Here is a 24,816-nt window from a genome sequence, read left to right as displayed (position 1 = left end):
ACTCCTGAATTAAAATTTCGCAATTATAGCATTTTTAGCTTATTTTGGCTTTTAAGGCGCGTCGTGATACAATTTCGCTAGATTTTTTATATTAAATACGGGATAAAATTTTATGATCAGATACATCGTGCTGCTTCGACATTCACGCAACTACCGCCTGCTCTTTTCGGCAGGTTTTATATGTATGTTCGGCTTGTGGTTTTCTGTGGTTGGGGTCGCTACGCTGCTGATTGAGCTTGGCGCGCCGGTATGGGCGATTACGGCGGTGGGCGTCGTTTCGTTCGTGCCGAACGTTTTTTTAGCCCCCATTAACGGCATCATCGTGGATAAATTTCAACCAAAGCCGCTGATGACGGCGATGTTCATAACCGAAATGATCAGTATTTTCATGCTGATTTTTATCGATAGTTTGGATTATCTGTGGCTGCTGCTTCTGATCGTGGTCGTGCGCAGCGTCGCGGGCACGCTGTTTTTTCAGACCGAATCCTCCACGCTGCCGAAATTTCTAAGCCGCTCCTATCTCAAGCTTGCTAACGAGATGACGGGCATTATCTGGACGATCACATATACCTTCGGAATGGCGAGCGCGGGCGTTTTTATCCACTATTTCGGCGTGCGAGCGGCTTTTATTTTGGATTTTTGCTTATATGTTTTTGCATTTTTCATCCTGCTACGGCTAAATTTTAAAGACCTCGCAAGAAACGCGCGTGAGCCGGTGTTTAAGATGCTAAAGGAGGGCTTTTCTTACCTGCGCTCGCATCCTTTGGTGGTGCATCTCATCGTCCTTCACGCCTTCGTCGCCGTCACCACCTACGACAATCTAATCGCGCTTCTTGCGAAATACCGCTACAAAGAAATTTTAAGCGCCTCGCTAGTCATCGGGCTTATGAATATGTCGCGCTCGGCGGCTGCATTTTTCGGGCAGATATGGCTAAGCAAGATCGTGAATAAACACACCTTTTTTTGGCTATTGCTGGGGCAGTTTGCGGGCATCGCGCTGTGGGCGGTGCTGGAGTTTAACTACTGGCTTTCGTTTGCGGGCATGATCGCGGCGGGATTTTTCATCACGACGGTGTGGTCGTATTCTTTTACGCAGCTGCAAAGCCACGTCGATAGGGAGTTTTTCGGGCGCGTCATCGCTTACAACGACATGGCGTATTTCATCGTCGCGACGCTCGTGTCGGCTGCGATCGGATTTTTTTTCGAGCTTGGATTTTCGCTTTCGCAAATCACCTTCGGCATGGGCTTTATGTTCGCAATCGCGGCGTTTTATTATAAATTTTTGATCTACGAAAAAATTTAAACCCCGGTCGCTATCTTTTCGGCGCGATCTCGGGGCGGAAGATAGCAAATATAAATAAAAAGCTCATCGCCGCGAAAAACACCCAGATAAAGCCGTTTGCGCCTAAGAATTTCATCATCGCGCCGATGATCAAAGGGGAGCAGAGCGACGCGCTTGAATAGATAAAGAGCATCGCCGCTGAAATTTGCACGCGCGAGGCGCCCTCGCCGGTGATGGAGTCGTTTGCGCGCGCGATGGCGAGCGAATACAAAGGAAAGGCGCCAAATCCCAGCAGTAACGCAAGTGCGCACGTTAGGATGAAGCTTTTAGCAAAAAATAGCGCCGCGCAGGAAGCAAGACCTACGGCGCAAACTATCATTATGGCGCGTTTGCGGCCGAATTTATCTGAGATTACGCCGCAGACGAGCTGCGATAGGAAGCCTCCGACCATCGCCGATCCCATAAATGCGCCCACCGAGCCCACTCCAAGCCCCGCGCTTAGCACGAAAACGCTCGCCATCGAAAAAAAGCCGTTAATCAAAATGCCCGCGCAAACCACCGTCGCAAACGCAAGAGGCGGCACGATCGAAATTTGCGGCATCGAGATGCGCATGCGAGCGGGAACTCTGGGAGGGTTGAAGCGAATTAAATTTACCGGCAGCAGCGCTAGGATGATGAAAAATGCGCTTAGCACGAAGACCTTCATCGTTCCGAAATTTAGCGCTAAAATTATAACTCCTATCGCAAACGCGCCGTAAAAAACCGCTTCGTAGATCGCCAGCACGCGGGAGCGGATGGAGTTTGTGATCTTTGAGTTTATCCAGCTTTCGATTATCATCAAAAGCGCGTAGTAGCAAAAGCCCAAAATAAAGCGCAAAATCGCCCAATACACGAGGTTTGAGCCTAGATCGTGCAGCATTGCAGCAATTCCGAAAAGCGCCGTAAAGACCGCGTATGCCCGCACGTACGAGAGCGCGCCGATTATCGAAGGCACGAAAAAGCCGCTAAAGATCGCACCTAAAAAGAAAAATGCAGAAATCGCTCCGATCTCAAGCTCGCTGTGGCCGGATTCTTTTAGCATGATGCCCGCGCTTGCGATGACTAGCGCGTCGCCGATAAACATAAAGAAAATCCCCAGAAATAGGGGGCTTAGCGAGCGTGCCGCGCGCATAGATTCAAACAATGACTTTCCCTTGGAATTAAATTTGGCGTATTGTAGCCTTTTATTGATTAAAGCTCGGTTTTTATATAAAAATATTTGAAAAATTTCGATTCGGATGGGGATTTTAAAAAGATGCGAAAATTTATAAAGGAAAATAAAGCTAAAATTTTATCGCAGATGCCGAAGATCAGGTGCAGGTAACGCGCTGAAAAGCCCAGCGTGCGATAAAATTTTACCGCAGCGGTTTAAAACGGCGCGAGCGTTTAAATTTAGAGGCGAGCCCGCAACGAAGCTCTGAATTTTAAGATAAAATTTTGATCCAAACGTTAAAGCTCTAGCAGTCGTGCCTCGTCGCACAAAAGAGACGAGCTTTATTAAAAAGCACTGCAGCCAAAACCGCGATCCGCGCAGTTAAATTTCATAGCAGAGCCTTGGTCTTTGCGGATAAATTTATGCGGCTTGCTTCAAAGATAAAATTTTAAAATTTCATAGAGCAAAACCGGGGCGCAAAAGGGGCAGAATTTAAAATTCTAGCCGTTTTGCATGATCCCCTTTAGGCTGCGATACTCCTCGCACTCTCCCGTCAGCTTTGCGTCGGTGCCGATAGCGAGGATGCGGCCGTTTTTCATCACGGCGATATTATCGGCGCGCTCGATCGTGGATAGGCGGTGGGCGATTACAAAGACGATTTTGCTTTGTTTGATCTTTTCGATGACGTTTGAGATCTCCTTTTCGCTCGCGTTATCCAGCGCCGAAGTCGCCTCGTCGAATATTAAAATTTGCGGGTCCTTATACAGCGCGCGCGCGATGGCGATACGCTGGCGCTGTCCGCCGCTAAGATTTGCGCCGAACTCGCTAAGCACGGTGTAAATTCCATCCTTCATCGAGCTTACGAACTCATAGGCGTTGGCTAGTTTGAGCGCTTCTATGACGCGCTGCTCGTTAAATTCCGCGCCGTAGCTTACGTTTTGCGCGATCGTATCGTTGAAAATATATACGCGCTGGCTTACGAGGCCGATGTTTTCGCGCAGGCTAGGGATGCTAAACTCGCCGATCTCGTCGTTGCCGTTGAATAAAATTTTGCCGCTGCTTGCGTCGTAAAAGCGCATCAGCAGGTTCACGACCGAGCTTTTGCCGCCGCCGCTGTTTCCGACGAGCGCTAAAATTTCACCCTTTTTGACACTGAAGCTTATATCTTTCAGCGCCGCCTTGTCGCCGTAATTTAACGACACGTCGCAAAAGCTCACCGAGCCGATCTCGCCCATCTGCTTGCCGCCTCCGACGATCGTAGGCTCCAAGTCTATGAGTTCAAACGTCCGCTCGCTCGCTGCGATGGCGTCTTGCATGTTGTTGTAGAGCGATGAGACCTTTTTTATCGGCGTATAGACCATAAAAAGCGCCGTAAGGAAGCTGAAAAAGCTGCCGATGCTCATCTGGCCCGCGATGACCTCCTGCCCTCCGACGATGATCACTACGGCGATGCCCACTGCGCCTAGCATCTCCATGATCGGGCTTACCAGGCACGTCGTTACGACCGCCTTTAAATTTAGACCGAAAAATTTCTTGTTTTCGGCGTTAAATTTCTCCACTTCAAAGCTCTCGGCGTTACTTGCCTTGACGATTTCGATGTTGGAGTAAATTTGACTGAGCGCCGAGGAGATATCGGAGGTTTTCTCTTGAGACTCACGCGAAATTTTTTTCATCCGCTTTGCAAGGCGCGAGAGCGGATATATCGCGCACGGAAAGACCACGAGCGCGAAAAACGAGAGCTTTGGACTCTGATAGATCACGACGCCCAAAAGCCCCAAAATCGTAATGATCTGCGTGAAAAAATCGGGGATCATGTTTGAAACCACGACGCGGATACGCTCGATGTCGTTGATCGTGCGGCTGATGAGCTCGCCCGTGCGGAAGCGGTTGAAAAAATCCACGTCCAGCCGCACGAGGCTCGCGACGAGCCTATCGCGGAAGCGGCGCACCGTGTCTTGACCGATGAAGGCGGTGAAGTAGTTTTGCATAAATGCGCCGCCGCTTTTCATCGCAAAAACCACGATGATCGCGATCGGAAGCGTGTAGAGATACGGCTCGTTTTTTTCGACGAAAATTTTATTTAAAACGGGCTCGACCAGCTTCGCGCTCGCAGCAGTCGCCACGCTCGTCATCACCATACCCAAAATCGCCAATGCAAACTGCGGCTTATAATCCCTAAAATAGGGCTTAAAGCGCGATAGTAAAGTTTTAAAGCCGTTCAAATGCTATCCTTTTTTATAAAATTTTTAAAATTTGAAACCCCAAAATTTATAATTCCAAAATTCTTGAAATTTTAAAATTTCGGCCGCGAGGCAGCACGAAATTTATGGGGCGGCGCGGGACTAATGTGCGCTTCGCAAGCTCACCAAATCAACTCGCTCGCATGCGGCGACCGTGCGGACGACGCCGAGATTTAGCTTTTTTGTTTGCCGCTTTTAAAGTGTTAAGCGCTTAAAGCGAGCGAGTTTTTATTTGTCGCGATCTTTCGCGCTTTCGTACGCCATAAGCGTTAAATGCTTTGAGGCGCCATAAAGCGCTACAAAGTACCGTATCGTAATTGCATCGCGTTATATCGCTATTTTGCAGCGCCGCGCCGTATTGCGCTTTCATGCTACCGCGCCTTAAAAAAAATTGCGCTAAATTTACGCACAGGCACCGCAACGCTGTTTCTGCACTGCACCCATTCGCATCTTCGCGCTACCGATAAAAATCGCGACCCGCTTTGCGCTTTCGCCGCCACACTGCCATATCGCCGAACAAAAATCACGCTAAATTTATACGCAGCACTGTGGCACTACCTCGCCGCGGCACTATTCCGCTACACCGCAACTCGGCATAAGCAATACCGCCGATAAAAATCACGCTTTCATCATCGCGTCGGCCGCGCCGACGAATTTAAAATTGCGTCCGCCTTGCGCCTCTGTCGCTGCGTCGTGTTGCACATCGCATTGCTCCTGCGCCGTATCACTGAACAAAACCGCGCCGCCGTATTGCAATGCTTCAGATAAAAATCGCACTGAAATTTACGTATATTAGCGTTCGGATTTACGCTTTGTATCGTAAAAATCATAAAATTTAACGTAAAATTTTGCGTTAAATTTTATGATTTACTCCGCTGCGACCTCCCAAACGGTGCCGCCAGGCGTATCCATCACTTCGATCTTCATATCCGTAAGGCGCGCCCTGATGGCATCCGCGCTCGCAAAGTCCTTTTCCGCCTTCGCCTGCGCGCGCTGTTTTATCAGCTCCTCGATCTGCGCTCTTTGCTGCTCGCTCAGGCCGAAGCGAAAGTATTCGGTCTCATCCTCATATAAAATTCCGAGCGTCTGCTTCGCAAACTCCAAATTCGCAGCGATACGGGCTTTTAGCGCCTTATCTTTTGGCGCGCGATCTAGCGCTTCGTTCGCGCTTGCTACGAAGCTATCGAGCACCGCAAGTGCGCCTGAGGTGTTGAGATCATCGCTTAAAAACTCCATCATCTCCGATCTAAATTTAACCTCCGTAGCAGGTAGTTCGGGCGCAGAATTTTGCCCCGCAGCGGGAGTTAAAACGTCACGGACGCGCTTTTTAAGGCGGTAAATTTTATCGAGCCTCTTTTTGCTCGCGAGCAGATCGGCTATCGAATAATTAAAATTTGCCCTATAATGCGAGCTTAAGAGATAAAATCTCAGCGCCTCGCCCGGTGCGATTTTTAGGGCGTCTCTTACAAAAAACGAGTTGCCCAGGCTCTTGCTCATCTTTTCGTTATTTACCTGCACGAAGCCGTTGTGAAGCCAGTATTTGCTTAGCGCTCTATGGCGGGCACAGCGGCACTGCGCGGCTTCGTTTTCGTGATGTGGGAAGAGCAGATCGGCGCCACCTGCGTGAATGTCAATGCAAAATTTCGCGTCTCCGCTATCAAGGTGCGCCAAAATCATCGCGACGCACTCGCTGTGCCAGCCGGGGCGCCCTTTGCCAAACGGGCTATCGAACCAATTCTCGTCAAATTTCCACAGCACGAAGTCCTTCTCGTCGTGCTTGGCATCGTTTGAGGCGACGCGGGCAATATTTTTACTAGCGTCGTCCTTTTTACCGCTAAGGCTTAGATAATCCCCGTCTTTGCGCGTGTCGAAGTAGATACCGTCCCCTGCGATCTCGTAGGCAAAGCCTTTTTGAATAAGTGAAGATATGAGCTCGCAGATCGCGGCGATATTTTCGGTCGCTTTGGGCGAAATGCTCGCGTCCGCGACGTTTAGCGCGCTCATATCCTGCAAATATCTGCGGGTATAAAGCTCCGTGATCTCCTCCAGGCTCTTACCGGTTTCCGCCATCTTTTTTAAAATTTTATCGTCTATATCGGTGAAATTTCGCGCAAATTTTACCTCATAGCCCTCCGCTTGCAGTACGCGGCGCAGCAGATCGAAGCTCACGGCGCTTTTTGCATGCCCCAGATGCGCGTCGTCATAAACTGTCGGACCGCAGGCGTAAATGCGCGCTAGCCCCTCGCTAATGGGCTTAAAAGGGAGTTTCTTTTTGCTCAAACTATCATAAATTACCATAATACAAGCCTTTTAAAATGTATAAAATCGCCGCTTCGCCCGCACAAAGCGCCGCGATCGCAATAATTTTTTTTGCGCGGATTATAGCCAAAAAGTTATTAAATCCAAAAAAATAGAGATTAAAGCCGAGCAGAAACGCCCCCGTTATCGTGCTTGCAAACGCAAGTCCCACCGCTCCGAAGGGTTTAAAAAACAGCGCGCACAAAGCGACATTTATAAAAACGCACCAGATCGAAATTTTCGCGCTTAGCTTCTGCTTCATATTTGCATACAGCCAGTGCGAAAAAATCCTAGACAGCCCGAACGGCACGAGCCCCACCATATACGCGCCGAGAACTGCGGCGCATTCGATGGAATTTTGGCGGGTAAATTCTCCGCGCTCAAACAGCAGCTGCGTGATCTCGTTTCGTAGCATCACGCCGCCTATCGCAGAGAGGCCAAGTAGCGCCAAAAGGAAGTAAAACCCGCGCTCCACGAGCGCCAGAGCCTGCGCGTCGTCGTGAGCTTTTACGAATTTGCTCATGCGCGGAAAGATCGCCGTGCTAAGCGCGATTGCAAAAAGCGCGAGCGGCAGCTGAAATATGCGGTTGGCGTAGTAAAGATAGCTGATACTGCCGCTAGCAAGGAAACTCGCAAAGAAGGTATCTATAAACGAGCTTAGCTGAAGCGCCGACGCACCGAGTACGCCTGCGAAAAAATTTTTATAAAAGCCCTGCGTTTGCGGCTTATCGCCTCGTGCAAGCCGCGCAAAGCCGCCGGTTAAGACGCGCAGCATGCCGGTAAACTTTAGCGCATAAACGTGCACCGCAAGCTGTAAAAGCCCGCCCACTACGACACCGAAGCTAAGATAGAGCACCGCCGTGGCGCCGTCCTTACCGCGAGCTAGCAGAAGCGCCGCGATCATCGCTAAATTTAGAAGTGCGGTCGAAAACGCCGTCGTAGCGAAGTGGTCGCGATACTGAAGCAGTGAGGCAAAGAGCGTAACGACGAAGATAAACGTGAGGTAGAAAAAATTTATCCGCACGTAGGGCACCGCAAGACCGATCTGCTCGGCGCTAAATCCGTATGCCAAAACTTTAGTAAAAACGGGCGCGGCGAGCAGCACGAGCGCCGTCAAAAGCGCGATGAAAATGCTAAATTTAATAAGCACCGCTGCGGCAAAAATTCCTTTTTTACGCGCGGCGGTAAAGCTAGGCAAAAACGCCTGCGTAAAAGCTCCCTCGCCGAATAGTCTGCGAAAAAGATTGGGCAGTTTAAACGCTACGAAAAACAGATCGCTGTAAATCCCCGCGCCCAAAACCGATGCGGTAAGCAGGTCGCGCACGAAACCCAAAACTCGCGAAACCAGCGTGCCTGCGCTATTTGTAAAAAAGCCTCTGAGCATAAATCTCCATTAAATTTTATAAAATGCCAAGGTTGATTATATTATAATTTCCCCTATTTTTTGATTTTGGAGAGAAATTTTTGCGGAATTTAGCCTTTTCGCTCGAAAGCTCGGGCGGGAAAAACACCTTATCGCTACGCGGGCAGTGGAACTACAAAAGCTCGCGCTCGCAGCTACTTGCACTAAAAAAAGCGGTAAAAAATCTAAACGAGCTGGAGCTAAGCTTAAGCGAAATTTCAAATTTAGACTATTTTATGGCGCTGATGATCAAAAACGCCCTTGCTGGCAAGCGGGTTAGCCTTGTGGAGGATGGCAGCAAAGCCGCCAAAATTCTAAACTTTATGGATGATAAAACGATCGATTTTAGCTACGTGCCCGAGCCTCGCAGACTAAATTTTTTAGCGCAGATCGGACTTTATTGTCATCTTGGAATTTTAGGCTTGCTAAGCCTTGCAAGCTTTTTGGGCGAGTTTTTCTCCAAACTCGCGGCTTTTGTAATTCATCCGATGAAATTCCGTTTCAAAGAAACCGTAAATTTTATCAAAGATAGCGGCATAGACGCGCTTTTCATCGTCTCATTGACGGCATTTTTGATCGGTATCGTGCTTGCTTACATAGGCTCGGATATGCTTTCTAAATTTGGCGCTAGCATCTATATCATCGATATAATGGGTGCTTTGACGCTCCGTGAGGTAGCACCTCTAATCGCCGCTATCGTTATCGCAGGTCGCTCGGCTTCGAGCTTTACGGCGCAGATCGGCGTGATGAAGATCACCGAAGAGATCGATGCGATGAGGACGATGGGCTTTGATCCGTTTTATTTTCTTGCGATGCCGCGCATTATCGCGATGGTACTAATCATGCCGCTAGTCATTTTTATCGCAGATTCGGTAAGTATTTTTGCTCAGATGATCGTGTGTGATGCGTATTTAGATATAGCCTTTAGCGATTATTTGGATAGATTTAAGGCTTCTGTAGAGCTTAGGCATTTTTTAGTAGGTATGATTAAAGCGCCGTTTTTCGGGGCATTCATCGCTATCATCGGCTGCATGCGGGGTTTTGAGGTCAAAGGAAACACCCAAAGCATCGGCGAATACACCACCATTAGCGTCGTAAATGCGATATTTTGGGTTATCGCGATCGACGCGGTATTTGCGGTTCTGTTTTCGGAAATCGGACTATGAGCGAGCAAGTGCAATCTAGCGGGATATCTCAAATTATAGTCGCGCGCGATGTTACTACAGCGTACGGATCGCGCGTTATGCACGATAGCGTGAGCTTTAGCGTTAAAAAGGGCGAAATTTACGGCTTTTTAGGCGGCAGTGGCAGTGGCAAAACGACGTTAATGAAAACGCTCATATTTTTAAAGCGCCCGCAAAGTGGCGAGATTAAAATTTTCGGGCGCGATATTTGGCGCGCAAGCGAAGCAGGGCAAAACGAGATCCGCCTAAAATGCGGCGTGATGTTTCAGTTCGGCGCACTTTACAGCTCGATGAGCGTGCTCGAAAACGTAGGCGTGCTGCTGCGCGAATACTCTAAATTTAGCGAGCGCGAGATAGACGAGCTATCGATGTTTTGGATCCAAAAGGTGGGGCTTAAGAAGGAGGCCGCCGCGCTTAGGCCAAACGAGCTTAGCGGCGGTATGAAAAAGCGCGTGGCGCTGGCTCGCGCGCTAGCACTTAGCCCTGAAATTTTATTTTTGGACGAGCCAAACTCGGGGCTTGATCCGCTTAGCGCCAGAGCCCTTGATAGGCTTGTTTGCGAGCTTAGAGACAGCCTCGGCGTCACGGTCGTGATGGTGACGCACGATGTGGATAGTATCTTTGACATTTTGGATCGGTTTTTGATCGTGGATAATCAAAAAATTGCCTTTGAAGGAAGCATAGAGGAAATTTCGAGCCTAGAAAACAACCCGCTTGAAGAGCTATTTAAGATGCGACAAAGGGATTGAGCTTTGAAATTTAGCGAGCCGAAATACGCATCGCGGCGGGTAAAATTTAGATAGGCGCAAGTTGAAATTTTAAAATAGCGGCAGTAAAATTTTAAATTTTAAACCTTGCGAGGAATTCCAGGCTCCGCAGAGCTTAAATTTTTAAAATTTAGACCTTAGCGGCTCAATCGAAATTTTAAAATTTAGGCGGGTCGTATTTAAGGGCGCATTTATTGGATAGCGCATTAAATTTTAAAAATTTAAACGAGCAAGCGGCGCTAAATTTAAACCGGGGCGGTAAAATTTTACGCTAAAATACGGCGCGGCGATATTTTGAAATTTCAAAATGCACGCTAAGCTTTAAAATTTAAACTCAGATGATTCTGCAAATTTTGCGTCTATTTGAGAAAAGGTTGAGTTTTAAAATTTAAGCCCAAACGGCTATTTTTAAGCCATATCGCAGGGCTTAAATTTTACGCTCTGAAATTAGGAGAAAAGATTGGAAAATAGAACTTCATACACGATAGTAGGCGCATTTGTTATGATCTGCGTCGCGGCTCTTACGGCATTTATGTGGTGGATGCTTACTAAGACCGACCGCAGCGAGAGCTACCGCTCCTACTATATCCACACAAAAGAGCTTCCCGTAGGCATTAAGGAGAATTCTGAGGTTAAATTTATCGGCGTAAATGCGGGCATTATAAAAAGCATCGATTTTGCCGATATCGAAAATGCGATCATCGAGATTGAAATTTCAGTAAAAAGCAAGCTACCGATCTCGCAAGATAGCGTCGCTAAGGTAGAATCTCAAGGCATCAGCGGAATCGCGTTTATAAATATCACGAAAGGAAGTGGCAAGCTTTTCCCGCCGAATGATAAAAAGCCGATAATTGCGCTGGACAAAACACTTCTTGATAAAATCGGCTCTAAAGCTGAAGTTATCACCGATAGCGTAAGTGAGATGATCTTTAAGATTAATGGGCTACTGTCTAAGCAAAATACCGATAAAGTGGATAGAATTCTATCTTCGATGGATAAATTTAGCGCTGAGCTAAGTGATGAGAAAAAATTCCAAAGCCTAGACGCGCTGCTTGCTAACGTAAATACTCTCATAGCAAATTTAAACGAGCGCGAGAAGGAGCTAGACGCTCTGCTAGATAATCTAAACGCCTTTGCCGTGAGTGCTGCCAATCTATCGAATTCACTGGATAAAACCGCAGGCATCATCACTAAGCGTATCGATCGCGGCGAGTACAATCTAAAAGCGATCTTGGATCCTACACTTGAGGAGGCAAAAAACACTCTTGGCGAGCTCAAAAAATCGCTTAGAGAATTCCAAGGCGCGATGTTTAGGCTAGAGGACAATCCTTACGATTTCTTTTTCAAAGACACTTCTAAAGGCGCGGATCGCGACGATAAAAAGGAATAAAGATGAAAAATTTTATAAAGTTTACGCTTGCTGCGATGCTGGCGGCAATATTTTTAGGCGGCTGCTTAGCTAAGCAGGCTAAGCCATACACCTACTACGAGCTGCGTTATGATCAAAAGCGCTGCGTAAATCCTAGCGGTACGCGCAAAAATATCTTTATCGACACCATTACGGCGACCGATCTCGTCGATAGGCGGGATATTTTAATAGTGGATTTTAGAAACCGAACGCGGTTCGCAAGTGACGCCAAATTTATCACGATGCCTAGCGAGATGGTATATAAGGCGCTGCTTGATGCGGCATTTTCCACCTGCTCGCTAAATCCGATATTTGTGCCAAAAGAGCGGGATTTGCGCCTAAAAACCAGTATCGTAGCGCTTCAGGTCAATAACGATCAAGCAACCGTCACGATGGGGTATGAAATTTTGAATTCTTTAGAAAGCATAAAATCAGGCATCGTCACTAAGCGCGTTTTTGTGCCTGATCCTAGCTCGCAAAGCATTTATAATGCCCTAAATTTAGCGCTTAATGAGAGCATAAACGAAATTTTAAAGGCTCTTAGATGATAGCGGCGATCGAAGGAATTATCACGCGCAAGGAGCCCACTGCTTGCGTCATTAAATGCGCTAGCGGCGTAAGCTACGCTCTTTCATTGTCATTAAATACCTCCGCGAAGCTCACGCAGGGCAAGCTGACCGAGCTTGCGTGCGTACAAATTCTGCGCGAGGATGCCGATTCGCTGTATGGGTTTTTAGACGAGAGTGAAAAAAGGATGTTTGAAACTCTAATCAAGCTTAGCGGTGTAGGTGCAAGCACGGCGATGGCGGTTTGTTCGACGCTCGCTCCGCAAGATTTCGCGCGTTGCGTAGCTACGGGGGATGCTGCGACGTTAACTTCAGTTCCGGGTATCGGCCCAAAGACCGCTAGACGGATCATTGCCGAACTAGGCGATGCGAAGCTAATGGAATTCGGTCCTAGCGAGACTTATAAGAACGAAGCGGCGTCCGCGCTACAAAGCCTTGGATTTAAGCGCGATAAGATCAATCAAATCTTAGCGGGATGCAGCAGCACGAATACGTCAGATCTTGTCAAAGAGGCGTTAAAAAAATTAGCGTAGAAAATAAAATTTGAAGGAAAGCAATGAAATTTGGCATAGTTTTTGGAGCTCAGAGCTACGAGCACGAAGTAAGTATCATCTCGGCAATTGCCGTTAAAAATGCCCTAAAAGGCTGGGACTTGGAGTTTGTATTTTGCGATAAAAATCGTAAATTTTACCGCATTGAGGATAAAAATATGCGCGCGGCATATTTTAAGCAGGGCGGCTATGCTAAAGCAAAAGAGCTTAGTATTGGTGCGGGCGGATTTTTTGAGAGTGGAATGTTTAGCAAAAGCATGCTAGAAGTCGGCACATATATCAATCTAATCCATGGCTGCGACGGCGAGGATGGCAAAATGGCAGCGCTATTTGAGTTTTTTGGCATCCCTTATATCGGACCTCGCATCGAAGCTAGCGTGCTAAGCTATAATAAAATTTTAACCAAGCACCTAGCCGTAATCGCAAATGTAAAAACCCTGCCGTATGAGATCGTAAATCGTACTAGTCTGCCTAATTTTAATTTTCCGATCATTGTTAAGCCCGCTCATTTAGGCTCTAGCATCGGAATTTCGATAGCCAAGAACGAAAGCGAGTTTAGCTACGCGCTGGATCAGGCTTTTGAGCTAGACGACAGCGCGATCGTAGAGCCGTACTGGGAAAACGTAAAAGAATTCAATCTCGCAGGCGCTAAAATAGACGGCAAAATCGTATTTTCAAACATCGAAGAGCCGAAAAAATCGGGCTTTTTGGATTTTGATCGCAAATACCTTGATTTTGCACGCCCGCAAAAGATCGAACCTGCCGACATTGAGTCTGAGCTAGCGGGTAAAATGAAGGACGCCTTTACTAAAATTTACGAACAGGGTTTTGGCGGTGCGCTGATCCGCTGCGATTTCTTCGAAAGAGAGGGCGAAATTTATCTAAACGAGATAAATCCGAACCCCGGTAGCCTCGCAAACTACCTATTTGACGACTTTGCGGCGGTGTTAAACGCGCTAGCCTCGTCGCTTCCCGCGATGCAACACATCCCCGTAAGCTACGAGCTGATCACGAAAATCACCGCTAATAAATAGCTAATCGTTTAAAATTTTACGCTAAATTTTGCGTAAAATTTTACCCCAAAGGTCGAGTTATGATAAATCAAGACGAAATTTACACCGCTACCGAGATCGTGCGCAACTTCAGCACCGTTTTAAACAAGATCAAAAATCAAGAGATCAAAAAAGCCCTGATCGTCAAAAATAACAAATTTGAAGCCGTAATGATCAGTATGAGCGAGTTTGAGCGGCTCGAAAAAGCAGTCGAGCTACTCAAGGCCGTTTACGCCAAAAGGAGCGGCGGTGGCGAGTAAAGAGCTCGTCTGCGGCGGCGAGAGCTACAAAATCAGCTACGAAATTTCAAACCTGCAGCGCGAGCAATACATCTTGATCCTGCACGGTTGGGGCGCGGATAAAAAGCTTATGCAGCGCGCGTTTGAAGGCAAGCTTAAACGCTTTGCCGCGGTATTTGCGGATCTGCCTGGATTTGGCACTAGCTCGCAGCCCGCACACGCCCTAAATAGCGAGGATTACGCGGAGATTATGCGCGCCTTTATCGCAGCTTTCGGCAAGCAACCCGCAGCTATTATGGGGCATAGCTTCGGCGGCAAGATCGCTGCATTGCTGGCTCCGCGCAATCTCATACTGCTAAGCAGCGCCGGTATCATCGAACCCAAGCCCTTTGCCGTGCGCGCCAAGATCGCGATTTTTAAAATTTTAAAAAGACTTGGTCTGGCTGGGCTTTGGCGTGCGTTTGCGAGCAAGGATGCCGCAGGTATGAGCAAGACGATGTACGAGACGCTAAAAAACGTCGTAAACGAGGACTTCCGCGATATTTTTTCCGCGCTAAGCCCACAAAATGCGCTCATCTTTTGGGGCAAGGACGATCGCGCCACTAGCCTAAAAAGCGGCGAGCTGATCCACTTGCTCGTCAAAAACAGCAAATTTTATCCGCTGGCGGGGGATCACTTTTTCTTTTTGCAGAGCGCAGATTTTATCGGCGAGCAGATCGAAAAGGAGCTTAGCGGCAGCTAAATTTAACGATCTGGCGCCGCATTCGGTAAATTTAGAACAAAACGCGGTTTGGTATAAATTTTAAAATTTAGCCGCGAAATTTTAGCGCTGCTAAAAATCGCGCTTTAGATGCAAAAAAACAGATCGCGCGAAGGACAAGAGCGGGGTGCAATTTAAAAGCGTTTCAATGCGGCGGCTTTAGTCCGGCTTATCTCGCGGCGCGCGTTTTAAAATTTTGCAATCTGTTTGCGCCAAAGATCGCAAACCGAAGCGTAAATTTAAACATAAAAGTCGCGAGCACGCGGCACATATTAAAATTTAGCGGCATAAAATCCGCTCTTTTGGCGCGTAGTACAAAACGCAAGCTCAAATTGCAGCGCGTTGCGTTAAATTTTAAAATTTTAATGCGGCAGCGGATCGTTTCTGCTCTGTGTTTGCGGCAGCCGTACAATAGACGACAAAACCGCGTGCGTGCACCGAAAAAGCGAACAATTAAATTTAGTCGCATAACCGCGTCATGTATTTGCCGTGACACAAGGTCTATGTGTCGTAAATAATGCAAATCATCGCGCGAGGCAGGGCTCGATATCGCAAGATACGCAGCGCGCGAAAATTTCAGGTCGCGAGAGATGAGTGCGGCACAGTATCAATAACGAAAGAGCCGCGCGGCAGCGTAAATTTATCTAGCGTGGCTCGTGTAGCTTTTGCGAGAGCGTGAATTTACGAGCGCGCAAGTTTGCAAAAATAGAATTTGCAAAGCGAGAATTCGTAAAAGTTGCAAATGAAGCCAAATGCAGGTTAGTCCGAGCTCGCCGCGTTTTTGCCCGCATAGGCTCGCAAAGCGGGCGCGCAAATTTATAAAAAGGAATTTTAAAAGATGAATATAATATTTTTGATCGTGCACGCGGCATTCGTCCTGATGCTCGGCTTTTATCTGATCACCTGCCTGCAGTGGTTTTCGTATAAGCCCGCGCGCATCATCTTTCACTTCACCAAGCCCGCGTGGCACCTCTATTTTTTGATTTTGCCGCTGGCGACGTATTTTGGCTGCGAGATCGCGGCGAGCCTCTGTGCGGCTAAATTCGGCACCGCGCCCCTCTATGCTCTGCACGCCGCTAAAATTTTAATCGTCGCGGCCTATGCGCTAGCGCTTTATTTTTGGCAAAGAGGGCTTGATAAAAAGCTCGTCTTTACGCCGCGCGTGAAGCGATTTTTTGCGATTTTGACACTCTGTGCGTTTGGCTTTAGCGTCGCGTTTTATGCCGCGGGGGGGCCGATTTTGCCGATCTTTTTACCGCTTGGCGCGGGCCTTGCGGCGAGCTTTACTTACGAGCGGGCGCAGGCTGCGAAATTTAAGGCCGATGCACGCAAAAAACTAGCCCAGGTGCCCTCTCTTACGATCATTCAGATCACTGCGAGCTACGGCAAGACGAGCATTAAAAACTTCTTGTATCAAATTTTAAAAAATGACTTTCGCTGCTACAAGACGCCGCGCTCGGTAAACACGCTGGCAGGGCTCGTGCGCGACGTAAACGAGGCGCTGCCCGCAGATACGCAGATCTACATCGCCGAGGCAGGCGCCAGGCTAAGCGGCGACATCGCCGAGATCACCGAGTTTTTGGCGCCGCAGATCGTCGTCGTGGGCGAGATCGGCGCGCAACACATCGAGTATTTCAAAAGCATCGAAAACATCCGCAAAACCAAGCTCGAAGCGCTCACAAGCGCGCGGCTAAAGCATGCGTTTTTGCACAGCTCCACGCAAAAAAGCCCGAGCGAGCGCGTCACAATCTATGACGAGGGGCTGGAAATTCACGGCGCGGATCTGGACGGAATAAAATTTAGCCTTAGCTTGAGCGAGAACAAAAGCGGTGCGAGCGGCGAAAATTCCGTGCCGCACGCAGGAATATCCGCCGCAGGAGACGAAGAGCAGGGCGATTTAAGCCTAAATGCAAGTAGTGCGGCATGCGCGGAAAAAGACAAAAATTCTAAAAATTACGGCGCCGATTTTGACGATGCAAATTCCGTATCCTGCGCCGAACAAAGCGAGCGAGAATTTTACGAACAAGCCGCCCGCGCTGCTAGCGACGATAAAATTTGCAGCGACAGAGAGCAAGGCTCGCAAGAAGCTCCAAACGAGCATAAAATTTTAAACGGGCGTAGCGAACAAGGAAAGAGGCATGAGTTTTTCGCGCCGATTTTGGGTAAATTTAACGCCGCAAATCTCGCCGCGTGTATAAAGATCGCGCGATTTTTAGGGCTTAGCACTGATAAGATCAAAAGCCGCGTCGCACACGTCGGCGCCGTCGAGCACCGCCTTGCGCGGCTCGATGCGGGCGGCAAGATCATCATCGACGATAGCTTCAACGGCAATCTAAGCGGCATGCTGCAAAGCTACGAGCTGATGCGAAGCTACGGCGGGCGCAAGGTCATCATCACGCCGGGCATCGTCGAGAGCACGCGCGAGGACAACGAGACGCTCGCTGCCAAGATCGATGAAATTTTTGATCTCGCGATCATCACGGGCGAGCTAAATTCCGAGGTGCTGCAAAGCAAGATCGGTCCGGCAAAGACTATTGTTTTGAAAGACAAGCGCGATTTGCAGCGGGTTTTGAGCGAAAATACGCACAGCGGCGATCTGATTTTGTTTTCAAACGACGCGCCGAGCTTCATTTAAGCGGCTTTGACGATACGGCTTGCTTCGCCCGGCGGCATACTGCGCGATTTGACAGGGCGTATTTTTAGACAAAAGACTTTGAGCGAGTGCGGCGAGCGACTTAAACGCGATCTATCGGGCGATTAGTTTGAGCGTGCGGCGCGATCTGTTTAAATAGATAGCCTGTGCGGCTAAATTAGGCGCGCCGAGATCAGCTCGCGTTTTGACGAGTTAAAATTTGTAACGAAATTTAAAGGAAAGTCATGGATTTACGAGAAAAGATGCTAGGGCAGCTGCGGGCGCTAAGCGAGGAGAAATTTGCGCAATTTTCGCAGCGTTTAATACCCGCGCCGCAGATTTTGGGCGTACGCACTCCCGCACTGCGCACACTTGCTCGCAAAAGCTTCGCCGCTTTGGGCGGAGCAGATGAGGCGCGGCGCGAGCTGCAAAATTACGAGCCAATTTTTCACGAGGAGTTCGTGCTAAAAGGCTTTTTTATAATGCTTTTGAAGCAGGACGAGGCGAAATTTGCGCTTGCGAGCGATTTTATCAAAACGATGCCTAATTGGGCGGTTTGCGATATGTTCGCTCCGAAATTCAGGGGTGCCGCTCTCGCGGACGCGCTGCTAAAGCAGGCTAAAAGCGGCGTGAGCGAGTTTGAGAGGCGATTTTTCTACGTTTATTTTATGCAAAATATGGACGCGATCTCGCCCGAGGAATTTTTTGAAATTTGCGCCGCCGAAAGCGACGGGCGGTACTACGTGCAGATGGGTGCGGCGTGGGCGATAGCCGAGATGTTTATCAAGCAGCGCGAGATCACGCTTGCGTTTTTGGCGAGCAAGCGGGCGGCTAAATTTATCCAAAACAAGGCGATATCGAAGATCCGCGATAGCTTTCGCGTAAGCAAAGCCGAAAAAGACGCGCTTTTGAAGTATAAAATTTAACCACGGCGGAAAGTGGCGGAGGTAGTTAAAATTTCAGTTGCGCGCGGGGCTTGTCAGCCAAAATCGCGAGCTTTAAAATGTAAATTTAAGGAGAGAAAATGTTTAGCAAGGAATTTTTGGAGATTTTAAATTATGAATGCGCCGTAGGTATCGCTACCTGCGCGCAGGGCGAGGCTCATATCAGCAATACGTGGAACAGATATCTCGTCATTAAGGGTGATCGCATCCTCATCCCCGCTGCGGGTATGAAAAAGACGCAAAGCAACGTGGAGGCTAATCCGAACGTCGAGCTTAGCGTCGCAACGAAGGAGCTAGCAGGCAGGTTTGGCGCAGGGCGTGGCTTTGTAGTGAAAGGCACGGCGCGCTTTATTGATAGTGGCGCGGAGTTTGAAGAAACGAAGGCGAAATTTCCGTTTGCTACGAGGCTACTTGAAATCACGGCTAGTAGCGTAAAACAGGTGCTGTAAGCCAAGCGGCGCAGTTTGGGTAGAATTTACGGATGAAATTCCCGATGAAATTCCGCCGCGAGCTTTACGATGGAATTTTGCCGTGAAATTTTATCGATGGAATTTTAAAATTAGTAAAATTTTATCGACGAAATTTCGCTTCGCCGTAAAATTTTAAAGCGAGCGAAATTTTAAAGCCTGCAAAATTTCGAAGTTTGCAAGATCCGTAAGTCTCGCTCAAATTTTTAGAGCATAAATTTACGCATTGAAAGGAAAAGTATGAAACGATTAGAGGGCAAAACCGCCGTAATCACTGGTGGAAGCGACGGAATAGGGCTTGGCATCGCAAAGTGTTTTGCCGAAGAGGGCGCAAATTTGATCCTGCTCGGCAGAAGCGAGGAGAAATTAAAAATCGCACAGGAGAACCTAGGCGGTTATGGCGTGAAAGCTTACGCGATAGAGGCGGATTTGGCGCAAAGCAAAACGATAAAAGGCCTTTGCGAGCGCATTTTAGCGCAATCTCCTAAGATAGATATCCTTGTAAATAACGCCGGGTTGGGAAAATTCGTACCGTTTGAGGCGACCGACGAAGCGCTGCTGGACGCTCATCTAAACCTAAACATCAAAGCGCCCTATCTGCTTACTCAGGGGCTTTTGGGCGCGCTTGCGGCTAGCAAGGGTTGCGTGATCAATATCTCGTCGTATTTTGCGAACCGAATGCTCGTAGGGCGCACCACGACGGCATACTCGATCACCAAAGGCGCGCTAAATTCTTTCACCAAATCGCTTGCCTTCGAGGTCGGCAAACTAGGCATTCGCGTCAATACCATAGCGCCCGGAAGCGTGCTGACGCCGCAGTTTGAGCGAAATTTAAGCGCGCTTAGCCCGCAGGGGCGCGAGGCGTTCGAGCAGATGGTGCAAAATATCTATCCGCTCGGCAAAATTGGCAGCGCGCAGGACATCGGCGAGGCGGCGGTGTTTTTGGCGTCGGATGCGGCGAAATGGGTCAGCGGCGCGATATTTGCGATAGACGGCGGGCTTACGACGAATTAGCCGCGAGCGGGCGGAATTTTAGGCGCGGGTTTTGAAATATAAAATTTTACAGAGGCGAATTCCGCCGCGAGAAATTTACTCCGTAGAATTTCACGCGGCAAATTTGCAACGAAATTTAGCCACGTAGAATTTTACGGTGACGAATACTGCGCGCGAAATTCCGCCGTGGCAAAAGCGCAAAATTCTGCAAGCTGTGCGAATTACAACGTAAATTTTAAAATTTATATTGTAAAATTTTGCGGCGCGCGGTTTGGGCGTAATCTCGCGGCGCAAAATTTAAAGCTGCAGTAAAACGGTGCCTGCGGGGCTAAATTTAAAAAAGCGGCGCCGGCAGCCAGCTTGAGATAATTAGAAATTAAACGAGATTGGAGAGGGTTTGAGGGTTTTGTTTCTAGCGATTTTAGCGGTGTTTTTGCTCTCTTGCGCGGCGCTATTTAGCTCGTGCGCGGCTCCGCTGGCGCCCGCTGGCAACGCGCTTAGCGTATATGACATCTACTCCGTAGCGCGCGACCGCCGCAGCGTGAGCGAGGTCGCTAGCGACAAGCTAATCCAGACTAAAATCCAAAGCAAAATTCTATTTACCAAAGGCCTTAGCAGCTGGGATTTGGAGGTCGAATGCTTCTACGGCGAGGTCTATCTCATCGGGCTTCTGGATAGCGAAGCGATGCGCGAGCCGCTACTTGCTTTAGCTCGGCAAACCGAAGGCGTGCGGCGCGTGCATACCTATCTGCGCGTCAAAAAGCCCGAATATCCGTGCAATTCGTTTGAAATTTTTACAAATTTAAAGAAAAATCTCTTTTCCGACACCGACGTTTCGGGCACTGCGGTGCGCGTGGCGATCGTGGGCTGCGACGTGGTATTCAGCGGCGTAGTAACGGATATCGAGCACGAAAAGCACGCGATCTGGTATGCGACGCACGCGCCCGGGGTGCAGGACGTGTATTCGTTCCTGCGCGTGGTGAAAGAGTAGGGGGTTGCGATTAAATTTTGATCGCCAGGCGGCGGAGAGTTAAAATTTAACAGCTTGCGGCGGGCTAAATTTGAGGATATGCCCGATTTATTTTAGCTCGTTTGCGGGGCAATCAGCGTGTATGAAATTAAAATTTTATCGGCGCGCAAGATAACGTGGAATTTTAAAATTTGGCTCACGAGCGAGAGCATTAAGTAAATTTAAAGCCGCCTCAGACGATAATTTCGCAGATGAAATTTACGCCGCGAGCGCTTGCTGAAAAGTAGCGCCAGCGTGCCGATAAAAAGCGTACCCTGTTTAAAGAGCGGTTAAATTAGAGGCTGCGCAAGCGAGCGAAATTTAAAGCGCTGCGTTTTTAAAGGCGCTGAATTTAAAGCGAGCTGCCGAGCTAAATTTAAACGTAACGCGCGCATTGCGAGCTAAAATGAGCCAAATTTAAAATCGCGTTGCCGTTATCGGCAAATTTCAGCGCCATGGCGTAAAAGCTCGCGCTAAAATATACGATCAAAATGCCCCAAAGGGCGCAAAATTCAGTAAATTTAAGGAGAGAAAATGAGCCAAAGCCAAAAATGTACATACCAAACCGCGTGCGAGCTGTCTAACGTGAGGCTGATCAAGCACCCGCTGATCGAGCATAAGCTCACGATCCTGCGCGATCGGGAGACCGATCCGTTTCAGTTCCGCATGCTCGTCGATGAGATCAGCTATCTGATGATGTTCGAGGCGACGCGCGATCTGGCGCTGCGGGAGGTGAGCGTGCATACGCCCGTGGCGCAAACCAGCGCGTATAAGCTCGCCACGAAGATCATGATCTGCCCGATTTTGCGCGCCGCGCTGGGTATGCTGGATAGCGTATTTAAACTCATGCCGGACGCTAGCGTGGGATTTTTAGGCTTTCAGCGCGACGAAAAGACCGCGCAGGCGGAGTTTTTTTACGCCAAGCTGCCCGCAGACGCCGTAGAGCGCACCGCAATCATCATCGATCCGATGTTTGCGACCGGCGGTACGGCGATCGATGCGGTAAAATTTCTGCTGAAAAACGGCGTTAAAAAGATCAAATTTATCTCCATCATCGCAGCGCCCGAGGGGCTTCATAGATTTAGCGAGATCTACCCGCAGGTCGAGGTTTTCACCGCGGCGATCGACGAGAGACTAAACGAGCAAAAATATATCGTGCCGGGCCTCGGAGACGCGGGAGATAGGGTGTTTAATACGCTGTGAGTTTACGCGGCGAAGGGCTTTGCGCTGCGTTAAATTTGCGCGACAGTATTTTATGCGGCGATAAATTGATCGGCAGCAAACTTTACCGGCAATGGAATTTTACGCGATGCGAAATCTATTTAACAAATATGCGAGTTGTCGCCGCTCGGAATTTCACGCTGCAATAGATTTGGCAGGGCACGTACTTTTTACGGCGCGCGCAATACGTAGTGAAATTTAAAATTTGTAGCGCTGTAAATTTGATGCGCTTTAAAATTTTAACTCGTCGTGGAATTTGCGGCATTTTGGAATTTATTAAATAAAATTTAAGCTCCGCGATGTATAAAACACGGCAGCGGAGCGTAATGGAAATTTCAAATTTTAGTCCTTACAAAATATCGTGCAATATCCGCGCCGCAAAATTTACAAATCGTAAAATTTTACAAAAATCGTGCGGCAAAATTCTTACCAAGCAATCCGATAAAGAAGTCGTAGCAGACGGCGCGTCAGACGTACGCGAGGAGTAAAATTCTTACTCAACCGATCCGCCCGCGCTAAAATGAAATTTTCAAATTTAACGAGCAAAATTTGCCTACTTCACCAGCCCCGCTTCCCTTAAAAAGCAGCTCGGCTCGTAGCTAACTTTTCTGATCTTATCAAATTTCGCGTAGCTTAACACCAGCTCGTCGCGCGCTCTAGTAACCGCTACGTAAAAGAGCCGCCGCTCTTCCTCCAGGCTGCCTCCCATCGCCATTAGCTTGAGGTTCGGGAAGCGGTTTTGCGCCAGATCGATGAGATAGACGCTGCAAAACTCGAGCCCCTTGCTTGCGTGCACGCTGAGCAGATTCACCCCTTCGCCCTCGCTCATCTCCTTTGCGCCCAGAGTTATGAAATTATAAAAGCTCTGCGGATCCGCGTATTTACCGGCGATCTGCTCTAAAATGCCGCATTTATTGTAGATGCGGGAGATCTCATCCTTTTTGCGCTCATCGTCTATCTTGCCGTTTTTCAGCGCCGCGCGCTTTGTCGCGATGAAATCCGCCACAAGCGCGAAAAGGCGCGAGTCTTTGATCTGTGATATCAGCGTAGCGGACCTTACAGCTGAGCCGCTTTTTTTAAAAATTTTATAAATTTCGTGCAAAAATACGGCGCCGCCTTCGGTGATTTTATTATGTTTTAGCACCGGATGCGAGCGAAAAAACTCGTCAAATTCCAAAGCTTCAAAGCGCGATACCGAGCCGATAATATCCACATCGTCAAAAAGTCCGAGCTGATAGTTTTTCCTCTTTTTTTCAAAAATTTTAACGCTCTCGTCGGGGCGCAAAAGACCTACGTGAATGCTTCCGTGCCCAAGCGCGATCAGCGCGTCGAAAAGCTCCTTGCTTAGCGCACTGCCGACGCCTCTTGCGTATTCGCACGTGCTCATAAAGGCCATCATATCTTTTGGGTTTATTATCATCGCGAAGATGTCCGTAAAGGCCTTGATCTCGCGGCTTTCAAAAAAGCTCACGCCGCCTTTTCGCTTCGCGCCGATACCGAGCTCCTTAAGCGCGACCTCGACGCCGTCGGCGCTGGAGTTGTTGCGAAAGATGACGGCGATCTTTTCGCGCGGGGTACCGCTTTGCGCGATCTGTGCGGCTACGTGGGCGTATTGTGCCGCCGTATCGTCGTAAACATGTAGCTTAGGCGCGCTAAATTTACCCTCGCGACCCACGATCAGCTTCTTTTCGTAAAGGCGCGGATTGTTCGCGATGACGCGGTTTGCAAGCGCCAAAATCGCCGAGCTTGAGCGGTAGTTGATATTCAGCGCGTAAATTTTAGCGTCCGCAAAGCGCTTGCCGAAGCTGCCGATGATGTCGATGTTTGCGCCGTTGAAAGCATAGATACTCTGATCGAAATCGCCGACGCAAAAAAGGCTTTTCGTCGCAAAGGCATCGATGAGACTTCCTTGCAGCGAGTTCGTGTCCTGATACTCGTCCACTAAAATTTCATCAAACCGTAGCGGCGCGCCCTTTTGCAGCTCGCGGCGCATCTTTAGCAATACGTCGTTGAAATCGGCGTAGTTAAATTTTGCCTTTTCCTCTTCAAACTCGCGCAAAATATCTGCATAAATTTCGGCAAATTCCGCCTGATCCTCGTAGTTTTTGCTAAACCACGTCGCAAAATCCGCGCTCATCTCCTTGTTTTGATACAGTGAGTACACGTCGTAAAGATATGCCCCGCCGTAGGGGCGTGCGTCGCTTACGTGATAAAATTTGCGCTTTTCTACGAGGCTTTTTAGCAGCGTCTTTAGCTCGGCGGGCTGCTTTAGGATCACGCCTTTGCCCAGATCACGAAGTAGGGCGTAGGATACGGCGTGGAAGGTGCCCGCGACGATTGCGGAGGTGATTTTTTTATCAAAATGCCGCTGCAGCCTCGCTATCATCTCGCTCGCGGCCTTATTCGTAAAAGTAAGAAGCAAAATTTTTCTAGGGCTCGTGCCGAGATTTAGCAGATGAGCGATGCGCGCGACGATGGTGCTGGTTTTGCCCGTGCCTGCGCTTGCGATTATTAGATTATGCCCAGCAGGAGCGGTTGCTGCGGCGTATTGTTCGGTGTTTAGCTTAGCTAGAGCGTCCAAGATTATTCCTTTGCAAAAAGGCGCCATT

General features: G+C 48.7%; 21 protein-coding genes. 16 read left to right on the top strand and 5 right to left on the bottom strand.

The features are described from left to right. Positions 1–112 precede the first annotated feature (112 nt). Positions 113–1,303 (top strand): MFS transporter, encoded by a 1,191-nt coding sequence (locus QZ367_RS03260; protein ID WP_291937295.1) that lies wholly within the window; start codon positions 113–115, stop codon positions 1,301–1,303. A 10-nt stretch (positions 1,304–1,313) separates the two neighbouring features. On the opposite strand, the gene QZ367_RS03255 is transcribed toward QZ367_RS03260, so the two are convergent. The 4 genes from QZ367_RS03255 to murJ form a co-directional block, all read right to left on the bottom strand. After that, positions 1,314–2,465 (bottom strand): MFS transporter, encoded by a 1,152-nt coding sequence (locus QZ367_RS03255; protein ID WP_291937291.1) that lies wholly within the window; start codon positions 2,463–2,465, stop codon positions 1,314–1,316. Between the two features lie 509 nt (positions 2,466–2,974). Then, on the bottom strand, positions 2,975–4,696 hold the full coding sequence (locus QZ367_RS03250) for an ABC transporter ATP-binding protein (RefSeq protein WP_291937288.1): 1,722 nt from the start codon (positions 4,694–4,696) through the stop codon (positions 2,975–2,977). 885 nt (positions 4,697–5,581) lie between these two features. Then, positions 5,582–7,012 carry a cysteine--tRNA ligase gene (gene cysS, locus QZ367_RS03245; RefSeq protein ID WP_291937286.1) on the bottom strand — a complete coding sequence of 477 codons (1,431 nt, stop codon included), beginning with the start codon at positions 7,010–7,012 and terminating at the stop codon, positions 5,582–5,584. Further along, positions 6,999–8,396 carry a murein biosynthesis integral membrane protein MurJ gene (murJ, locus tag QZ367_RS03240; protein ID WP_291937283.1) on the bottom strand — a complete coding sequence of 466 codons (1,398 nt, stop codon included), beginning with the start codon at positions 8,394–8,396 and terminating at the stop codon, positions 6,999–7,001. The genes cysS and murJ overlap by 14 nt, the downstream gene beginning before the upstream one ends. Positions 8,397–8,476: 80 nt before the next feature. Here murJ and QZ367_RS03235 point away from each other — a divergent pair, with 80 nt between their 5' ends. The 15 genes from QZ367_RS03235 (at position 8,477) to QZ367_RS03165 (ending at position 22,695) form a co-directional block, all read left to right on the top strand. Continuing rightward, on the top strand, positions 8,477–9,580 hold the full coding sequence (locus tag QZ367_RS03235) for an ABC transporter permease (RefSeq protein ID WP_291937280.1): 1,104 nt from the start codon (positions 8,477–8,479) through the stop codon (positions 9,578–9,580). After that, on the top strand, positions 9,577–10,347 hold the full coding sequence (locus QZ367_RS03230) for an ABC transporter ATP-binding protein (protein ID WP_291937277.1): 771 nt from the start codon (positions 9,577–9,579) through the stop codon (positions 10,345–10,347). Before QZ367_RS03235 ends, QZ367_RS03230 begins: the two co-directional genes overlap by 4 nt. 478 nt (positions 10,348–10,825) lie before the next feature. Further along, the gene (locus QZ367_RS03225; RefSeq protein WP_291937273.1) at positions 10,826–11,755 is read left to right on the top strand and encodes an MlaD family protein; all 930 of its coding nucleotides are present in this window, start codon (positions 10,826–10,828) and stop codon (positions 11,753–11,755) included. Positions 11,756–11,757: 2 nt separating this feature from the next. Beyond that, the gene (locus QZ367_RS03220; RefSeq protein WP_291937270.1) at positions 11,758–12,321 is read left to right on the top strand and encodes a hypothetical protein; all 564 of its coding nucleotides are present in this window, start codon (positions 11,758–11,760) and stop codon (positions 12,319–12,321) included. After that, positions 12,318–12,872, top strand: coding sequence for a Holliday junction branch migration protein RuvA (ruvA, locus tag QZ367_RS03215; protein ID WP_291937267.1), 555 nt, complete (start codon positions 12,318–12,320; stop codon positions 12,870–12,872). The genes QZ367_RS03220 and ruvA overlap by 4 nt, the downstream gene beginning before the upstream one ends. A 23-nt stretch (positions 12,873–12,895) precedes the next feature. After that, positions 12,896–13,924: a D-alanine--D-alanine ligase gene (locus QZ367_RS03210; RefSeq protein WP_291937264.1), complete on the top strand. Its 1,029-nt coding sequence runs from the start codon at positions 12,896–12,898 to the stop codon at positions 13,922–13,924. Positions 13,925–13,983: 59 nt separating this feature from the next. After that, on the top strand, positions 13,984–14,202 hold the full coding sequence (locus QZ367_RS03205; RefSeq protein ID WP_177389042.1) for a type II toxin-antitoxin system Phd/YefM family antitoxin: 219 nt from the start codon (positions 13,984–13,986) through the stop codon (positions 14,200–14,202). Further along, positions 14,192–14,923, top strand: a complete 732-nt coding sequence (locus tag QZ367_RS03200) for an alpha/beta fold hydrolase (protein WP_291937259.1) — start codon at positions 14,192–14,194, stop codon at positions 14,921–14,923. Before QZ367_RS03205 ends, QZ367_RS03200 begins: the two co-directional genes overlap by 11 nt. Before the next feature lie 856 nt (positions 14,924–15,779). Beyond that, a complete protein-coding gene (locus QZ367_RS03195) occupies positions 15,780–17,576 on the top strand; it encodes a Mur ligase family protein (protein ID WP_291937256.1) in 1,797 nt (598 codons plus the stop codon). A 242-nt stretch (positions 17,577–17,818) separates the two neighbouring features. Next, the gene (locus QZ367_RS03190; protein ID WP_291937253.1) at positions 17,819–18,499 is read left to right on the top strand and encodes a DNA alkylation repair protein; all 681 of its coding nucleotides are present in this window, start codon (positions 17,819–17,821) and stop codon (positions 18,497–18,499) included. A 98-nt stretch (positions 18,500–18,597) separates the two neighbouring features. Then, positions 18,598–18,966, top strand: a complete 369-nt coding sequence (locus tag QZ367_RS03185) for a pyridoxamine 5'-phosphate oxidase family protein (protein WP_177389050.1) — start codon at positions 18,598–18,600, stop codon at positions 18,964–18,966. A gap of 258 nt (positions 18,967–19,224) precedes the next feature. Continuing rightward, the gene (locus tag QZ367_RS03180; protein WP_291937249.1) at positions 19,225–19,998 is read left to right on the top strand and encodes an SDR family oxidoreductase; all 774 of its coding nucleotides are present in this window, start codon (positions 19,225–19,227) and stop codon (positions 19,996–19,998) included. 376 nt (positions 19,999–20,374) lie between these two features. Then, on the top strand, positions 20,375–20,968 hold the full coding sequence (locus tag QZ367_RS03175) for a BON domain-containing protein (protein ID WP_291937246.1): 594 nt from the start codon (positions 20,375–20,377) through the stop codon (positions 20,966–20,968). Positions 20,969–21,562: 594 nt separating this feature from the next. Beyond that, positions 21,563–22,189 carry a uracil phosphoribosyltransferase gene (gene upp / locus QZ367_RS03170; protein WP_291938131.1) on the top strand — a complete coding sequence of 209 codons (627 nt, stop codon included), beginning with the start codon at positions 21,563–21,565 and terminating at the stop codon, positions 22,187–22,189. Positions 22,190–22,533: 344 nt separating this feature from the next. Next, positions 22,534–22,695 carry a hypothetical protein gene (locus tag QZ367_RS03165; protein ID WP_291937244.1) on the top strand — a complete coding sequence of 54 codons (162 nt, stop codon included), beginning with the start codon at positions 22,534–22,536 and terminating at the stop codon, positions 22,693–22,695. A 65-nt stretch (positions 22,696–22,760) separates the two neighbouring features. On the opposite strand, the gene QZ367_RS03160 is transcribed toward QZ367_RS03165, so the two are convergent. Beyond that, positions 22,761–24,815 (bottom strand): ATP-dependent helicase, encoded by a 2,055-nt coding sequence (locus QZ367_RS03160; RefSeq protein ID WP_291937242.1) that lies wholly within the window; start codon positions 24,813–24,815, stop codon positions 22,761–22,763. Between the last annotated feature and the right edge of the window lies 1 nt (position 24,816).

It is taken from the genome of Campylobacter sp., from assembly GCF_019423325.1.
GTDB lineage: Bacteria > Campylobacterota > Campylobacteria > Campylobacterales > Campylobacteraceae > Campylobacter_B.
The sequence above is the reverse complement of the archived record's forward strand: the minus strand, read 5'-3'. Positions and strand labels throughout refer to the sequence as shown.

What these genes read in the sequence shown, in the direction of transcription:
- QZ367_RS03190 (WP_291937253.1), top strand. Translation starts at nt 17,819, where the DNA reads ATGGATTTACGAGAAAAGATGCTAGGGCAGCTGCGGGCGCTAAGCGAG.
- QZ367_RS03165 (WP_291937244.1), top strand. Translation starts at nt 22,534, where the DNA reads ATGGAAATTTCAAATTTTAGTCCTTACAAAATATCGTGCAATATCCGC.
- QZ367_RS03195 (WP_291937256.1), top strand. Translation starts at nt 15,780, where the DNA reads ATGAATATAATATTTTTGATCGTGCACGCGGCATTCGTCCTGATGCTC.
- cysS (WP_291937286.1), bottom strand. Translation starts at nt 7,012, where the DNA reads ATGGTAATTTATGATAGTTTGAGCAAAAAGAAACTCCCTTTTAAGCCC.
- QZ367_RS03230 (WP_291937277.1), top strand. Translation starts at nt 9,577, where the DNA reads ATGAGCGAGCAAGTGCAATCTAGCGGGATATCTCAAATTATAGTCGCG.
- murJ (WP_291937283.1), bottom strand. Translation starts at nt 8,396, where the DNA reads ATGCTCAGAGGCTTTTTTACAAATAGCGCAGGCACGCTGGTTTCGCGA.
- QZ367_RS03205 (WP_177389042.1), top strand. Translation starts at nt 13,984, where the DNA reads ATGATAAATCAAGACGAAATTTACACCGCTACCGAGATCGTGCGCAAC.
- QZ367_RS03180 (WP_291937249.1), top strand. Translation starts at nt 19,225, where the DNA reads ATGAAACGATTAGAGGGCAAAACCGCCGTAATCACTGGTGGAAGCGAC.
- QZ367_RS03160 (WP_291937242.1), bottom strand. Translation starts at nt 24,815, where the DNA reads ATGGCGCCTTTTTGCAAAGGAATAATCTTGGACGCTCTAGCTAAGCTA.
- QZ367_RS03185 (WP_177389050.1), top strand. Translation starts at nt 18,598, where the DNA reads ATGTTTAGCAAGGAATTTTTGGAGATTTTAAATTATGAATGCGCCGTA.
- QZ367_RS03260 (WP_291937295.1), top strand. Translation starts at nt 113, where the DNA reads ATGATCAGATACATCGTGCTGCTTCGACATTCACGCAACTACCGCCTG.
- QZ367_RS03210 (WP_291937264.1), top strand. Translation starts at nt 12,896, where the DNA reads ATGAAATTTGGCATAGTTTTTGGAGCTCAGAGCTACGAGCACGAAGTA.
- QZ367_RS03220 (WP_291937270.1), top strand. Translation starts at nt 11,758, where the DNA reads ATGAAAAATTTTATAAAGTTTACGCTTGCTGCGATGCTGGCGGCAATA.
- ruvA (WP_291937267.1), top strand. Translation starts at nt 12,318, where the DNA reads ATGATAGCGGCGATCGAAGGAATTATCACGCGCAAGGAGCCCACTGCT.